Origin of the sequence: Micromonospora sp. NPDC005174 (assembly GCF_040608495.1) — a bacterium.
Taxonomy (GTDB): domain Bacteria; phylum Actinomycetota; class Actinomycetes; order Mycobacteriales; family Micromonosporaceae; genus Micromonospora.
The window spans coordinates 95,165-109,396 of the sequence record NZ_JBEXIJ010000003.1; the positions used below are offsets into that span (position 1 = coordinate 95,165).

The 14,232-nt window shown below is 72.8% G+C and carries 12 protein-coding genes and 3 tRNA genes; 8 read left to right on the plus strand and 7 right to left on the minus strand.

Translation table 11 applies throughout. The annotated features are described in order from the left end of the window. Positions 1 to 11 precede the first annotated feature (11 nt). From ABZU91_RS04515 to ABZU91_RS04525, 3 genes are all read right to left on the minus strand, one after another. Positions 12 to 86, minus strand: a tRNA-Val gene (locus tag ABZU91_RS04515). Positions 87 to 102: 16 nt separating this feature from the next. Continuing rightward, a tRNA-Cys gene (locus ABZU91_RS04520) sits at positions 103 to 173 on the minus strand. A gap of 34 nt (positions 174 to 207) precedes the next feature. Continuing rightward, positions 208 to 280 (minus strand) — tRNA-Gly (locus tag ABZU91_RS04525). A gap of 431 nt (positions 281 to 711) precedes the next feature. On the opposite strand from ABZU91_RS04525, the gene ABZU91_RS04530 reads away from it, so the two are divergent. Next, positions 712 to 1,314, plus strand: a complete 603-nt coding sequence (locus ABZU91_RS04530) for a TetR/AcrR family transcriptional regulator (RefSeq protein WP_355233854.1) — start codon at positions 712 to 714, stop codon at positions 1,312 to 1,314. Between the two features lie 80 nt (positions 1,315 to 1,394). Further along, positions 1,395 to 1,976, plus strand: coding sequence for a TIGR03086 family metal-binding protein (locus tag ABZU91_RS04535; RefSeq protein ID WP_355233856.1), 582 nt, complete (start codon positions 1,395 to 1,397; stop codon positions 1,974 to 1,976). 4 nt (positions 1,977 to 1,980) lie between these two features. On the opposite strand, the gene ABZU91_RS04540 is transcribed toward ABZU91_RS04535, so the two are convergent. Continuing rightward, positions 1,981 to 3,111 (minus strand): alkane 1-monooxygenase, encoded by a 1,131-nt coding sequence (locus ABZU91_RS04540; protein ID WP_355233858.1) that lies wholly within the window; start codon positions 3,109 to 3,111, stop codon positions 1,981 to 1,983. Between the two features lie 223 nt (positions 3,112 to 3,334). Here ABZU91_RS04540 and ABZU91_RS04545 point away from each other — a divergent pair, with 223 nt between their 5' ends. Next, positions 3,335 to 6,256 (plus strand): M36 family metallopeptidase, encoded by a 2,922-nt coding sequence (locus ABZU91_RS04545; RefSeq protein ID WP_355233860.1) that lies wholly within the window; start codon positions 3,335 to 3,337, stop codon positions 6,254 to 6,256. 46 nt (positions 6,257 to 6,302) lie between these two features. On the opposite strand, the gene ABZU91_RS04550 is transcribed toward ABZU91_RS04545, so the two are convergent. Continuing rightward, positions 6,303 to 7,151: a hypothetical protein gene (locus ABZU91_RS04550; protein WP_355234787.1), complete on the minus strand. Its 849-nt coding sequence runs from the start codon at positions 7,149 to 7,151 to the stop codon at positions 6,303 to 6,305. Between the two features lie 186 nt (positions 7,152 to 7,337). Here ABZU91_RS04550 and ABZU91_RS04555 point away from each other — a divergent pair, with 186 nt between their 5' ends. The 5 genes from ABZU91_RS04555 to ABZU91_RS04575 all read left to right on the plus strand — a co-directional run bounded on the left by ABZU91_RS04555 (position 7,338) and on the right by ABZU91_RS04575 (position 11,902). Continuing rightward, entirely contained in the window at positions 7,338 to 8,006 is a 669-nt protein-coding gene (locus ABZU91_RS04555) for a 50S ribosomal protein L11 methyltransferase (protein WP_355233862.1), read from the plus strand. 66 nt (positions 8,007 to 8,072) lie between these two features. Continuing rightward, a complete protein-coding gene (locus ABZU91_RS04560; RefSeq protein WP_355234790.1) occupies positions 8,073 to 9,194 on the plus strand; it encodes a cytochrome P450 in 1,122 nt (373 codons plus the stop codon). 35 nt (positions 9,195 to 9,229) lie between these two features. After that, entirely contained in the window at positions 9,230 to 10,069 is an 840-nt protein-coding gene (locus tag ABZU91_RS04565; RefSeq protein WP_355233864.1) for a polysaccharide deacetylase family protein, read from the plus strand. An 82-nt stretch (positions 10,070 to 10,151) separates the two neighbouring features. Then, a complete protein-coding gene (locus ABZU91_RS04570) occupies positions 10,152 to 11,084 on the plus strand; it encodes an ATP-binding cassette domain-containing protein (protein WP_355233866.1) in 933 nt (310 codons plus the stop codon). After that, positions 11,081 to 11,902, plus strand: coding sequence for an ABC transporter permease (locus ABZU91_RS04575; RefSeq protein ID WP_355233868.1), 822 nt, complete (start codon positions 11,081 to 11,083; stop codon positions 11,900 to 11,902). The genes ABZU91_RS04570 and ABZU91_RS04575 overlap by 4 nt, the downstream gene beginning before the upstream one ends. Before the next feature lie 31 nt (positions 11,903 to 11,933). Here the strand turns inward: ABZU91_RS04575 and ABZU91_RS04580 are convergent, their stop codons facing one another. Further along, positions 11,934 to 12,611 (minus strand): response regulator transcription factor, encoded by a 678-nt coding sequence (locus tag ABZU91_RS04580; protein ID WP_355233870.1) that lies wholly within the window; start codon positions 12,609 to 12,611, stop codon positions 11,934 to 11,936. After that, complete coding sequence (locus ABZU91_RS04585; protein WP_355234793.1) at positions 12,611 to 14,179, minus strand: histidine kinase; 1,569 nt, start codon at positions 14,177 to 14,179, stop codon at positions 12,611 to 12,613. The genes ABZU91_RS04580 and ABZU91_RS04585 overlap by 1 nt, the downstream gene beginning before the upstream one ends. Between the last annotated feature and the right edge of the window lie 53 nt (positions 14,180 to 14,232).

A 14,232-nucleotide genomic window follows, 5' to 3' on the forward strand; every position in this document is an offset into this window, starting at 1 on the left:
GCTTCTACACCTGGTGGGCGATACTGGGTTTGAACCAGTGACCTCTTCCGTGTCAAGGAAGCGCGCTCCCACTGCGCCAATCGCCCGTGCTCTTTATTGCCGAGGTGGGGACGGGATTTGAACCCGCGTACACGGCTTTGCAGGCCGTTGCCTCGCCTCTCGGCCACCCCACCGAGGTTGCCCCCGTCATGCGTGGCGGCAGCTCCGAGCGGACGACGGGATTCGAACCCGCGACCCTCACCTTGGCAAGGTGATGCGCTACCAGCTGCGCTACGTCCGCACGTCCCCGGCTTTCCCGGGTGACGGATGAGAACTTTAGCCGAGCTGGCGATCGACTGCCAACTCGGGGTCCGTGTCGGCGCGTCCCATCCGCCCGGCCTGGCACCGGGCGGGCATTCCGAGACGGCGCAGAAGCCACCGACCGGGAGGTCAGGGACACCGGGCGCGGGCTTCCTAGTAAGCTGGCCCGATTTCTCAATTGACTTTCGCTCGTCACACTCCGGCATCATCCAGCGGTCGATATCGATGCATGTGAGGCACCCTCCGCCAGGGGTCGACGCGCCTGGAGAGCGAGCCGCCGACCTCGACGAATGCCGCTAGGCAAACGAGCCATGACACCCCCCGGAATTGTCCAACTTCCGACTCTTGCCCCACGAATCGGACGGTGGCGGTAACTGTTCGTGTTCGGGTGGATGGGCTACGGTAACGGTCGTGACGAGACGTGCGGCCGAGATCCGCCTGGATGCCCTGCTGCGCACGGCCTGCGACGTGATCGTGGAACGTGGTCTGGCCAACACCCGGACGGCCGACGTGGCACAGGCCGCCGGGGTGAGCCAGGCACTTGTGTTCTACCACTTCGCCACGAAAGAGCGGTTGCTCGCGCAGGCCTTCGCGTACGCCGTCGAGCAGGACCTGGCCCGCCTGGACGCGGTCATCCGCTCCTCCGCCCCGCCGCTGACGAAGCTCCGCCGGATTCTCAAGCTCTACACGCCGGCCGGGCGGGCGACCTCCTGGTCGATGTGGATCGACGGGTGGTCCGAGTCGCTGCGTACCCCCGAGTTGGAGAAGGTGTCCCGCCGGCTCGACCTGCGCTGGCGGCAGGACCTCGCCGCCGTGATCTCCGCCGGGGTCGCCGACGGCACCTTCCAGTGCGCCGACCCGGACGGGGCCGCCTGGCGGATCAGCGCCGTCATGGACGGCCTCGCCGTGCAGCTCGCGGTGCACGAGCGGGTCATCTCCCGCCGGCAGTTCGGGGAATGGGTACGCCTGGTCACGGCTCGGGAGCTGGGCTTGGCTCCGGCCGACCTGGACTGAGCGACGGCCGCCGCCGACGCCGGACGCCCAGCCAGGGCAAAACGGCTCGAATCAGCGCGCCGAAGTGAACAATCGACGGCATGGATCTGCTCGACGCGTACCGCCGGAGCCTGGCCGAGTTCGTCGACCGGGTGGACCAGATCGGGCCCGACCAGTGGTCCGAGGAGACACCCTGCCCGGACTGGGACGTGCGCACCCTGGTCAACCACGTGGTCGGCGAGGACCGGTGGAGCGTCCCCCTGCTCGCCGGCCGCACCCTCGACGAGGTCGGCGACCGCTTCGACGGTGACGTGCTCGGTGCCGACCCGATCACGACGGCGCGGGAGGCCGCCGCGCAGGCCGAGATCGCCGTCACCCATCCCGGCACGATCGACCGCACCGTGCACCTGTCGGCCGGTCCGACTCCGGCCGCCGAGTACGTCCAGCAGCTCCTCGCCGAACACCTGGTGCACGGCTGGGACCTGGCGGTGGCGATCGGCGCCGACCCACGGATGGACCCGGACGCGGTGCACGTGTGCGCCCGGTGGTTCTCCGGGCGGGTCGACGACTACCGGCGCGACAAGCTGGTTCGTGACACCACGCCGGTGCCCGCCGACGCCGACGAGCAGGATCATCTGTTGGCCGCCTTCGGCCGCGACCCGGACTGGGCACCGGGCGACTGAGCCGTCACCGCCGGGGCCGCGTGTTGGCCAGTGCCCGATCGCCGCCGTAGTGGGCGAGCACCCGGTGGTCCATCACCCGTCGCCACAGTGGCGGGAGCAGCGCCACGACCACCATCGTCGCGTACCCGGCGGGCAACTGCGGTGAGCTGTCGAAGCTGCGCAACGTCTGGTAGCGGCGCAACGGGTTCGCGTGATGGTCGCTGTGCCGCTGGAGCTGGAAGAGGAAGACGTTGGTGACCGTGCGGTCGCTGTTCCAGCTGTGCCGGGCGTCGACCTTCTCGTAGCGCCCGGCCGTGCTGCGCTGCCGGGCCAGCCCGTAGTGCTCCAGGTAGTTGACGACCTCCAGCAGGGAGAAGCCGACCACCGCCTGCAGGACAAGGAACGGCAGCACCGCAGGGCCGAAGAGCACGGCCAGCGCCGCGTACAGCGCCACGGTCATCGCCCAGGCGTTGAGCACGTCGTTGCGGTACGTCCAGGGGGACCGACCCCGGACGCGGAACCGACCGGTCTCCAGCCGCCAGGCCGATCGCAGGCTGCCGAGGACGGTACGCGGCCAGAACGCCCAGAAGCTCTCCCCCAGCCGCGAACTGGCCGGATCCTCCGGCGTGGCGACCCGTACGTGGTGACCGCGGTTGTGCTCGACGTGGAAGTGCCCGTAGGCGGCCGGCGCCAGGGCCACCTTGGACAGCCACCGCTCGACCCGCTCGCGCTTGTGGCCCAGCTCGTGGGCGGTGTTGATGGCGATGCCGTTGACCACTCCCACGGTGGCGACCAGGCCGGCCGCGCCCGCGACGGAGAGACCGTCACGGGTCCACACGGCGCAGCACACCACCAGGGCCGCGTACTGCGCCGGCAGATAGAGATAGGTCAGCCAGCGGTAGTAACCGTCGGCGGCCAGCCGGGGCACCACCTCCTCGGGAGGGTTGCGCCGGTCGTCGCCGAGCAGCAGGTCGATCACCGGGATCAGGCCGAAGACGACGACGGGGGTGAGCCACCACGCCCAGGCGCCGGCGCCGGTCCGCCACAGCGCGAGGCCGACGAAGGGCAGCGCCGGCACCAGCAGCGCCAGCGGCCAGAGGGGTTTGCGAGCATCCCGCCAGACAACGGCCTCGGTCGGATCGGCATCGACAGCCATGGCGGACCTCCGGGTCTCGCGTCCTGGCATCGACAGTGACAGCCGTCATGCTCTTTTACAAGAGGGCAGCTTTTGTAAAGTCGACTTATCTCGATCAAACGGCGCGTCGGCGGTCGTGGACCTTGCCGTGTCTTCGAGCGGCTGATATCCACAGATGCACATGCGTTACCGCGCACGCGAGGGTCGGCAGCCGCCGGCCATCCCGCTCCCACGAGGAGGTTCCGTGCCACAACCGCAGTGGTCACCCCCGATGAGCCGGCGTCGACGCCGGCTCATCGCCGTCCTGGCGACGACGGCGACAGTCGCCGCGCTGCTGCCCACCGGCACGAGCAACGCCGCACCCGCCGCGTCCACCGAGCGCTCGTCCGGGCCGTTCGCCGAGGGGCACCAGCCCGCCGACCTCGACAACCGCATCGGTACGGCGGCACCCGACGCCCGCCAGCGTGGCCTGGCCCGCGCCGCCGACCCCGACGTGCGGTGGAACCGGCTCGGCACGCCGCAGGCGCTCGGCCCCGGTCGTACCCCGCTCGCCACCGGTCTGCCGTCCGACCCGGAGGCCGCCGCGCGCGCCTACCTAACCGCCAACCGCGACCTGTACGGCATGGACGCCGCGACGGTCGCCGGCCTGGACCGGGTGCTCGTCAGGCCGATCGGCAGCGGCGCGGTGGTGACCCTGCGGCAGCGCTTCGGCGACCTGCCGGCCGGGCCTGACGGCCTGGTCACCATCGCGGTCCAGGGAGGCTCGGTGCTCGCCGTCAACTCCTCGCTGGCCCGCGACACCAGCGTGCCCACGCCGGCCACCCGTACGGCCGAGCAGGCGTACGCGGACGCGCTCGCCGACGCCGGGCTGAGCCCGTCGACGGTGGCCAGCCACACCGTGCGGGCCGTGGCCGTACCCACCCCGCTGGACGGGCCCCGGGCCGCCTACGAGGTGACCATGATCGGCGCGGACGCCGACCACCCGGCGGCGTTCACCAGCTACGTGGACGGCAGCACGGGCAAGGTGCTGGTCCGCGAGGACCTCGTCGACTTCGACTCGGACAACCCGAGCTGGGCGGTCTTCCCGGCCACCCCACCCCGGGACCTCGCCGCCGGCCAGGACCCCCGGGTGCGCTGGTGCGGCGACCCGGCACCCGACTGCCAGGCCGCCTTCCGTGACCCGGCCACCGGGCAGCCCTGGGACGTCGACGCGGCCACCGGCACGCCCACCTTCACCTCACGCGGCAACTCGGCCAACACGGTGCTCTCGTGGGGCAACAACACCCCGGTCGTCCCGGCCACGCCCAGCGCGGAACGCCGCTACGAGTACCCGTTCACCGACCAGTGGCACCAGGCCAGGTGCAACCCGGAGGTGTTCACGTCCGCGCAGCGCAACGACGCGGACGCGGCGATCGCCAACCTCTTCGTCATGCACAACCGCATGCACGACTGGGCGTACCAACTGGGCTTCACCGAGTCGGCGTGGAACCTCCAGGCGGTCAACCTCACCCCGTCCGGGTTGGGCGGTGACGCCGAGCAGGGCCGCGCCCAGCAGGGCGCGCTGACCGGCAACCGGAACAACGCCAACCAGGGCACCCCGCGCGACGGGCTACCGCCGACCACCAACATGTACCTGTGGCAGCCGCAGGCCGGCGGGCCGTACCCGCCGTGCGTGGACGGCGACTACGACATGACGGTGATCGGCCACGAGTACACCCACGCGATCACCAACCGGATGATCGCCGGCCCGGACGCCGGAATCAGCGGCCACCAGGGCGGGTCGATGGGCGAGTCGTGGGGCGACCTGATGGCCGCCGAGTACCTCTACCAGAACGGGCTGCGGGCCCCCGGCGAGACGCCGTTCGTCACCGGCGGCTACGTCACCGGCAACCTGGTCAGCGGCATCCGCAACTACGACCTGAGCCGCAGTCCGTTGAACTACTCCGACATCGGCTACAACACGGCCGGTCCGGCCGTGCACGCCGACGGCGAGATCTGGGGCGCCACCAACTATCGGGTACGCGCCGCGCTGGTCAAGCGGTACGGCCTGGGCACCCCGCAGCGGCAGCGGGAGTGCGCGCAGGGCACGGTGCCCGCCGACAGGTGCCCGGGCAACCGGCGCTGGTCGCAACTGGTCTTCGACTCGTTCCTGCTCCAGGCCGCCAGCCAGGTCAGCATGCTCGACATGCGGGACAACATGCTCACCGCCGACCTGCTGCGCTTCGGGGGCGCCAACCAGGACCTGATCTGGGCCGAGTTCGCCCGCTCCGGGATGGGCCGGGACGCCGTCACCAACGGCGCCGCGGACACCGACCCGACCCCGAGCTTCGCCTCCCCGCGGGGCGGCAACGCGACGCTCACCCTGCGCCCGCGCGGAGACAGCGCCGACGCGCCGATCCGGGTGTACGTCGGGGCGTACGAGGCACGGGCCGTACCGATCGCGGACACCGACCCGGCGACGCCGATCCCGGACACGGTGGAGATGGTCGCCGGCACGTACGACCTGCTGGCCGTCGCGCCCGGCTTCGGGCACCAGCGGCTCAGCGGCGTCGCCGACGCCGACCGGACCGGCTTCGTGGACCTGCGGTTGAGCCGCAACCTCGCGTCCACGGCCTCCGGTGCCACGATCAGCGGCGACGGGGTCAACCTGGACCGGGTGGCCGACGACACCGAGGCGACGAACTGGGCCTCGCTGGACGGGGTGGCCGGCCGGCAGCTCACGGTGGCGCTGGCCGGTGACGCCCCGCAGGTGGTCAAGCGCGTGAACGTCAGCGCGATGTTGCGACCCGCGATCGTCGGGGACGCCGACACCGGCAGTCAGAACGCGCTCACCGCGCTGCGCTCGTTCGCGGTGTCCGCCTGCGACGCGACCACCACGGACTGCGCCGATCCGGCGCGCTGGCGGCGCATCTACACCAGCGCGGCCGACGCGTTCCCCGGCGGGGCGTACCGGGCGTACAGCCGCGACATCAACCTCCGGACGTTCGCGGTGCCCGCCACCCCCGCCACCCACCTGCGGCTGGAGGTGCTGGCCAGCCAGTGCACCGGCGGCCCGCAGTACGCCGGTGAGCAGGACGACGACCCGGCCACGACGACGGACTGCGCCACGGCCAGCCCGGCCCGGACGCAGGTCAGGATCGCCGAGTTCCAGGCGTTCACGAAGTGACACCGTCGGGGCCGGCGGGAGACCGCCGGCCCCGGCAACCCTCCGGTCAGCGGCGTGCCGGGTGCCAGCGACCGGTCGACGCGGGCCGCTCCCACAGCCGGTCCACCGGCGGGTCCTCGGCCTCGTTCTTCGCGGCTCTGGTCAGGTGACGCAGTCGCAGCAGCAGGCCCACCCCGAGCGAGAGCAGCAACCCGCCGAGCAGGAACGCCGCCTGCACCACGCCGAACCCGCCGGTCTGCGAGACCGGACGGCCAGCCGGCGGCGGCGCCGCGTCGACCGGCTGGTCCGCGATCGTTTCGTCCGCCGGGGTGCTCTCTTCCTGCGCCGGTTCGCTCGGCGGATCGCTCGGCTTCGCCGGAGTCGGGCTCGGCGTCGGCGTACGGGATGTGGTGGCACCCGCCCCCACCACCGAGCGGGTGGCGGTCTGTCGGGCCAGCAGGCGCAGGTTGGCGTCGTACGCCTCGGCGGCGAGGGTGACCCGCCCCTCGGTGACGTCCTCGTCGAAGGCCACCCGGTAGCGGGCGGTCACCGTACGGCCCGGGCAGAGGGTGCCGGGGTCGAGTTGCCGGTCGGTCAACCGGGCCACGTCACCCTCGGTCCGGACCTCCACGGGGAAGTCGCCGTTCTCCTCCACCCGGTCCATCTTCACCTGGTCGAGCCGGATGCCCTGCACCCGGAGCACCATCGACCAGCGCACCTTCGCGCATCCGCCACGCCGGTCGGTCTGCGAGACCACCGCGGAGATCGTGCGCACCTGCTCGCCGGCCGTGAACCGGGCCGGCAGGCCGCCCATCTCGGTGGCGAACGCCGCCTGCGCCGGTGCCGCCAGGGTCAGCGTCACCCCGGCAACGCCGGCAACCAACGCCCCGAGCCGCAGCGCGTACCGCCACACCATCACCACCACCGCCGCCTCCGTTCGGTCGTCTCCACCTCGCAACGCTAGGAGCGGGACACCGCCGCCGACAGACGGGTGTGTTCGCACCGGACGGCAAGCAGAGGGCGTGTTTTCACCGACAGTGGTGAACCGGTGACCACTCCCCCGCGACACGCCGGGCGTCGGGTCGCTGGAACAATCGGGCAGGTGTCCGAGCTCTCCAGCACGTTCGTCCGGCTGCACGCCCGGCTGGCCCCGGTTCCCTTCGTCCCCGAGGTGCGCCTGCACCAGGCGGACGAGCCGATCGGGCTCTGGGAGCTGACCGAGGGCCAGTTCTCCAGCGACCGGCCGCCGCCGTTCTGGGCCTTCGCCTGGGCCGGCGGTCAGGCGCTCGCCCGCTACGTCACCGACCACCCGGAGCTGGTCACCGGCCGGCGGGTGCTCGACCTCGCCTCCGGCTCCGGCCTGGTGGCCATCGCCGCCGCCCGGGCCGGCGCGGCGTCCGTGCGGGCGGTCGAGGTCGACGAACTGGCCGTCGCGGCCGTCGCGCTCAATGCCGAGGCCAACGGGGTACGCGTCGACGCCGAGTTCGGCGACATCCTCGACGGCGACGCGGGCGACGCCGAGGTGGTGCTCGCCGGGGACGTCTTCTACAGCGACGCGATGGCACGACGGGTGCTGCGGTTCCTGCTGCGCGCCACCCGGGCCGGAGCGCGGGCGCTGGTCGGTGATCCCGGCCGGGCGTTCCTGCCCCGGGAGCGTTTCGACGAGCTGGCCAGTTACGACGTGCCGGTGCCGGAGGCTCTGGAGAGCGTCCGGGTGAAGCGCACCACCGTCTGGCAGCTGCGCCCCGGCCTGCCAGGAGCCGCCGGCTAGCGTGTCGGCGTGCTCTTCTCCGGCTGGACGTCCGCGGTCGAGGCACCCTGGCCGGACGTCGCCGAGGTGACCGACCACGTCGGCGTACGCCACCTCGTCGTCACCCGGCACGCGCTGGTCCGCCAGGTCCTCGCCGATCCGGAGCGTTACCGGCCGGACAACGCCCTGGACGCGGTGACCCCGATGCCGGTGACCGCGCTGCGGGTGCTCGCCGGGCACCGGTTCCGGCTGCCGCCGACCCTGGCGAACAACTCCACCGCCAGCCACCCGCAGATCCGGGCCATCGTCGCGGAGGCACTGCACCCGACGCGAGTGGCCGCGCAGCGCCCGTGGCTGACGGCGCTGGTCCGGGAACGGGTGACCCGGCTGCGCGCCACGCTCGATGCCGGCGCACCTGTCGACCTGTACGCGGGCCTCGCCGCCGACCTGCCCCTGCTGGTGCTGGCCCGGCTGGTCGACCTGCCGGACGCCCCGGTCGGCGCGGTGAAGGAGTTCGCCCGGGCGGCGCTGGAGCTGTTCTGGGCACCCCTGGACGCCGACCGGCAGGTGGCGCTCGCCGCCGAGGTGGGCCGCTTCCACCGCGTACTCCGGGAGTTCGCGACCACCGGCGGCGGCCTGGCCGCCGAGTTGCGCGCGGCCGGGCACCCTCCCGACGTGGTGGTCGGCGCGCTCTTCTTCCTGCTGGTCGCCGGCCAGGAGACCACCTCGCAGTTCCTCACCCTGCTGCTGCACCGGCTGGCCGGCGAACCCGCGGTACGCGCAGGGCTGCGCTCCGGCGACGTCACGGTGACCGACGTCGTGGAGGAGGGTCTCCGCCTCGAACCGCCGATCGTCACCTGGCGGCGCGTGGCGGCGGCCGACGGCACACTCGGCGACACGGCCGTGCCGGCGGGCACCAGCATCGTGCTGTGGCTGGCTCGTGCCGGCCGGGACCCGGCGGTCGTCAGCTCGCCGGACGAGTTCCTTCCGGGGCAGCGTGGATCGCGGCGGCACCTGGCGTTCGGGGCGGGGGCGCACCGCTGCGTCGGTGACGTGCTGGCCCGGATGGAGGCCGCCGTCGTGGTGGCCGAGGCGACGTCACTGCTCGACGGGGTGACGGTGGTCCGTCCGCCCTGGTGCCCGGACAACCTCACCTTCCGGATGCCGGACGCCTTCGTGGTGCGACGACCGGCAGGCTCACCGGGCTGACCGGATCCTGACATTCGCCCGGTATGTTTCCGGGCGTGTCCGCCACCCCCACCCGTCGGATCATCGCCGCCACAACGCTTGTGGCCCTGCTGACGCTGAGTGCCTGCGCAGCCGGACCCGCGTTCCACGCCCGGCAGATCGCGGCCCAGCCGACCCCGTCCACGCCGGCGCCCACCCCGTCGGCGTCACCGTCCCCGACGCCTCGGCCGACGCCCGGGAGCCTGGACTGGTACGTGTCCCAAGTGCCGACCTTTCCCGAGGCGCCGCCACCGCAACCCGTACCGCTGCCGGCGACCGGCCCGATCCCGTTCTGGTACCGCCTGCCGATCGACCAGAAGGTCGCCTTCATCACCATCGACGACGGTGGATTGGCCCGCCCGCCCGCGGTGCCCGACTTCATCTGGCGCGCGCGCATCCCCGTCACGATGTTCCTGAACTCCCCGGCCGCCGAGGAGTACGGCGACTACTTCCGCCAGATCCAGGCGTCCGGTGGGATCGTCGAGAACCACACCATCCGGCACACCTCGCTGGCCGGCCGCTCGTACGACTACCAGAAGCAGGAGATCTGCGGGTCGGCGGACAAGCTGGAGACGCTGTTCGGCAAGCGGCCGACCCTGTTCCGCCCACCGTTCGGCGAGTACGACAGCACCACGCTCGAAGCCGCGCGGGACTGCGGCGCGAAGGCGGTCCTGCACTGGTCCGAGACGGTGCACGAGGGCAAGGTGCGCTACCAGACCCCGGAGAAGGTGATCCGACCCGGCGACGTGCTGCTGATGCACTTCCGGCCGGCGCTGATGGACGACCTCCTCGCCGCGTTGAAGGCCATCCACCGGGCCGGGCTCACCCCGGCGCTGCTACAGGACTACATCCGCTGACCGGATGACCTGACGAAAGTCAGTGCTGGTCGGTGCCGTTCGGGCGCGGTGGGCCGAGGCGGCGGACGCCTAGCGTCAACGCATGATCACTTTACGTGGGTTGACGAAACGGTTCGGGGCGACCGTCGCGGTCGACGCCCTGACCGTCGACATCGCACCCGGCCGGGTCACCGGCTTCCTCGGCCCCAACGGGGCCGGCAAGTCCACCACCATGCGGATGATCCTCGGCCTGGACCGTCCCACCGCCGGACAGGCGCTCGTCGCCGGCCGGTCGTACCGGGAGCTGCGGCGACCGCTGCACGAGGTGGGCGCCCTGCTCGATGCCCGGGCCATCCACCCGACCCGGTCCGGGCGTGCCCACCTGCTGGCGATGGCCCGCAGCAACGGCATCCCCGCCCGCCGGGTCGACGAGGTGCTCGACACCGTGGGGCTCGACGGGCGTGCGGCCGCCAAACCGGGCCGTACCCTCTCCCTGGGCATGGGGCAGCGGCTCGGCATCGCCGGCGCGCTGCTCGGCGACCCGCCCGTGCTGATGTTCGACGAGCCGGTGAACGGCCTCGACCCGGACGGGGTTCGCTGGGTGCGACAGCTCATGCGCTCGCTCGCCGAGGAGGGCCGCACGATCTTCGTCTCCAGCCACCTGATGAGCGAGATGCAGCTCACCGCCGACCAGCTCGTGGTGATCGGCCGTGGACGACTGCTCGCCGACGCCCCGGTCACCGACGTCATCGCGGGCAGCGCGGTCGTCGTACGGGTCCGCAGCCCGCACCGCGAAGGGCTCGACACGCTCGCCGCCCGTCTCGCCGCGACCGGCGTGACCGTCGAGGAGGCCGGACCCGACGAGCTGAGCGTCACCGGCACCACGGTGGACCGGATCGGCGACCTGGCGTACGAGCTGGGGGTGCGGTTGCACGAGCTGAGCCCGCACGGCGCGTCACTGGAGCAGGCGTACATGGAGCTGACCGCCGAGAGCGTCGAGTACGCCGGCGGTTCGACCGGAGGTGGCACCCGATGAGCACGCAGACAATGGTGACCAGCAGTCCCACCGCCGCACCGGCCGTCAGCGCCCCGGCCGCCTTCCGGGCCACCATGGCGGCGGAGTGGACCAAGCTGGTCTCGGTGCGCAGCACCTGGTGGACGATGCTGGCCGGGCTGCTCCTGATGGCCGCGAGCGCCGGCCAGCTCGCCATCTACGCGGCCAACGACAACACCAACGACGACCCGCTCGACGACAGGGGAATCGTCACCGTCGGCAGCGTGCTGATCGATTCCGTCGAGCTGACCCAGTACGCCGTGCTGGCGCTGGGGCTGCTCGCCATCACCACCGAGTTCACCAGCGGCACCATCCGGACCACCCTGCAGTCCACGCCGGCACGCGGTCGGGTGCTCCTGGCCAAGGCCGTGGTGGCCGGCGCCGTCACCTTCGCCCTCGGCTTGCTGCTCGGCGGTGTCGGCGCCCTCGTCGCCCGCCCGGTTCTCGGCGACTGGGGCAGCGCGCCGATCACCGGCACGATCGGCGACATCGCGGCGGTGGCGACCTACCTGGCCCTGATCAGCGTCCTCGCGCTCGGCCTCGGCGCGGCACTGCGCAGCGCGGTGCTCACGATCATCGTGCTCTTCGCCACCCTGATGATCGTCCCGCTGTCGCTCCAGGAGCCGGACATCACCGTCCTGAACCGGATCGCCGACGTGTTCCCCGGCGTCGCCGGTGGACACTTCCTCGCCGGGGACACCGACCCGTACCCCAGTGGGGTCGGATTGCTGCTGCTCGCCGGGTGGGCCGGCGCCGCGCTGCTGCTCGGCCGCGCCGCCCTACGCCGTCGCGACGCCTGAAGCGGTGGGCGGGGGCTCTCGCGGCCCCCGCTCACCGCTCGACCAGCCCCGCCTCGTACGCGAGGATCGCCGCCTGCACCCGGTTGCGCACCTCCAACCGGGTGAAGATGCTGGTCAGATAGCTCTTCACGGTGCCCTCCACCAGATGCAGCCGGCGAGCGATCTCCGCGTTGGACAGACCCGCGCCGACCAGCGCCAGCACCTCGCGTTCCCGCTCGGTCAACCCGGCCGTCCGATCCCGGGCGGCGGGACGCCGCGCCAACCGCCCGGCGCCCAGCTCGATCACCCGACGTGCCACCTGCGGCGACAGGTACGCCCCGCCGTCGGCGACGGCGTGCACGCCGGCGATCAACTCACGCGGATCGCCGGCCTTGAGCAGGAAACCGCTCGCGCCGTGCCCCAGAGCCCGAGCCACGTGGTCGTCCTCACCGAAGGTGGTCAGCATGACCGTCGCCGTGGCCGGCGCCAACCGGCGGATCTCGGCCGCCGCGGCCAGGCCGTCCAGGCGGGGCATCCGGATGTCGAGCAACGCCACCCGCGGTCGGTGCGCGCGGACCAGCTCCACCGCCGCCCGCCCGTCGCCGGCCTCGGCGACCACCTCGATATCGGGATCGGTGGCGAGGATCGCCCGGACTCCGGCCCGGATCATCGCCTCGTCGTCGGCCAGGACCACCCGGACGGGCGTGGTCGGGACCGTGTCGATGTCCACTACGCGATGCGCTCCTTGCTGACCAGTCGGCCGTCGGTGAAGCAGAGCCGCCACGTCGCCTCGGCGAGGGGGAAGTTGCCGTCGGTGTAGTACTCGCAGCCCGCAGCCGACACACCGACCGGCGGGGCGAGCTGCCGGCGGGGCAGCCCGGGCAGGTCGGCGCGCGCGGTACCGGGGCGCATCTGGTCGTACGTCGACTCGTCGAGCACCGTGCCGGCCGTGGCGAACGGGTAGTAGACCAGCGACAGGGCCGACGCGAACGCCGCCGGGGCGGCGAGCGCCGTCAGCAGGCTCCTGCGCGCCCGACGGCGGGCCTCGCGCAGCCGGCGTTCGGCGTCGTCGGGGCGTTCCGGGGCGCCGTCGGGCGCAGGGCCGCCGTCGAACCCGGGTGCGGAAAGAGCCGGCAACCCCGCGCCGGAAAGCGGTTCGGCCGACAGCGGCAGCCGGGCGCGCACCGCAAACCCGCCGTCGGGGCTCGGGCCGGCCTCCAGCACACCACCGGCCAGCCGTACCCGCTCGGCGAGGGCGAGCAGGCCGCTCCCCGAGGAGGCCGGTCGGGGCAGCGGACCGGCCGGGGCCGCCGCGTTGCGCACCCGCACGTCGACCCCGTCCAGGTCGGTCGCCAGGGTCACGGCCACCGGGGCGCCCGGTGCGTACCGGGCCGCGTTGGTGAGCGCCTCCCGCACCACCTGGTGGGCAGCGGACCCGGTCATGCCGGGCAGTCGCACGGTGTCGGGCGGCGCGTCCAGCCGTACCGCCATCCCGGCCTCACGGGCCCCGGACACCAGGTCCACGACGGTCTCCCCCACCGGCCGGACACCGGCCGGGTCGCCCTCCTCACGCAGCACGCCGATGATGTCGTGCAGCCGTCCGGTGGCCGCCGCGACGCTGGCCCGCAGCTCCCCCACGGCCTCCCGGTGGGCCGGCGCAAGGTCGTCGGCCAGCTCCAACGCGGCGGCCCGCACCGCGATCAGGCTGAGATCGTGACCGAGCGAGTCGTGCATCTCCTCGGCGATGCGGGCCCGCTCCCGAAGCCGGATCCGCTCCGCGACGCCACGCCGCTCCCGCGCCACCGCCTCGACGTGGCGGCGGCCGGCGTCGGTCAGCGCCTGCTGCTGCCGCCGATACCGACCCACCAGCCACGGAAACACCCCGGCGAACAGCAGCACCGACGCCAGCAGGAACCAGGTCGCCGCCCCGGTGCCGAGCAACCCGAGGTTCAGCACCGTGCCGCCGAGGGCGATGACGCCGAACAGCATGGCCGCCGGCATCGCGGTCGCGCTGCGTCGACCGCTCAGGTAGCTGAACACCGGGATGGCGAAGACGAAGTTGCCGTCCACCAGCGAGCCGAGCACCACCAGCAGCAACCCCACCAACGGCCACCGTCGCGCCGACGCCACGGCGACCGCCAGCAGCGCCAGCGAGCCGAGCAGCAGCGCCACACCGAAACGCGGGTACGGCGGAGTCACCCGCGCGACCACGATCGGCGCGGCCACCACCGCCCAGAGCGACACGTCCAGCAGCGGACGCCGCCACCGGGACGCCCCGGGCACCGACGGCTCCAGCATCCTCACGGCGGCCAGGCTACCCACGCTCGACCTGCACGGACACCGACGAAAGT

What these genes read in the sequence shown, in the direction of transcription:
- ABZU91_RS04540 (WP_355233858.1), bottom strand. Translation starts at nt 3,111, where the DNA reads ATGGCTGTCGATGCCGATCCGACCGAGGCCGTTGTCTGGCGGGATGCT.
- ABZU91_RS04575 (WP_355233868.1), top strand. Translation starts at nt 11,081, where the DNA reads ATGAGCACGCAGACAATGGTGACCAGCAGTCCCACCGCCGCACCGGCC.
- ABZU91_RS04535 (WP_355233856.1), top strand. Translation starts at nt 1,395, where the DNA reads ATGGATCTGCTCGACGCGTACCGCCGGAGCCTGGCCGAGTTCGTCGAC.
- ABZU91_RS04570 (WP_355233866.1), top strand. Translation starts at nt 10,152, where the DNA reads ATGATCACTTTACGTGGGTTGACGAAACGGTTCGGGGCGACCGTCGCG.
- ABZU91_RS04550 (WP_355234787.1), bottom strand. Translation starts at nt 7,151, where the DNA reads ATGGTGTGGCGGTACGCGCTGCGGCTCGGGGCGTTGGTTGCCGGCGTT.
- ABZU91_RS04585 (WP_355234793.1), bottom strand. Translation starts at nt 14,179, where the DNA reads ATGCTGGAGCCGTCGGTGCCCGGGGCGTCCCGGTGGCGGCGTCCGCTG.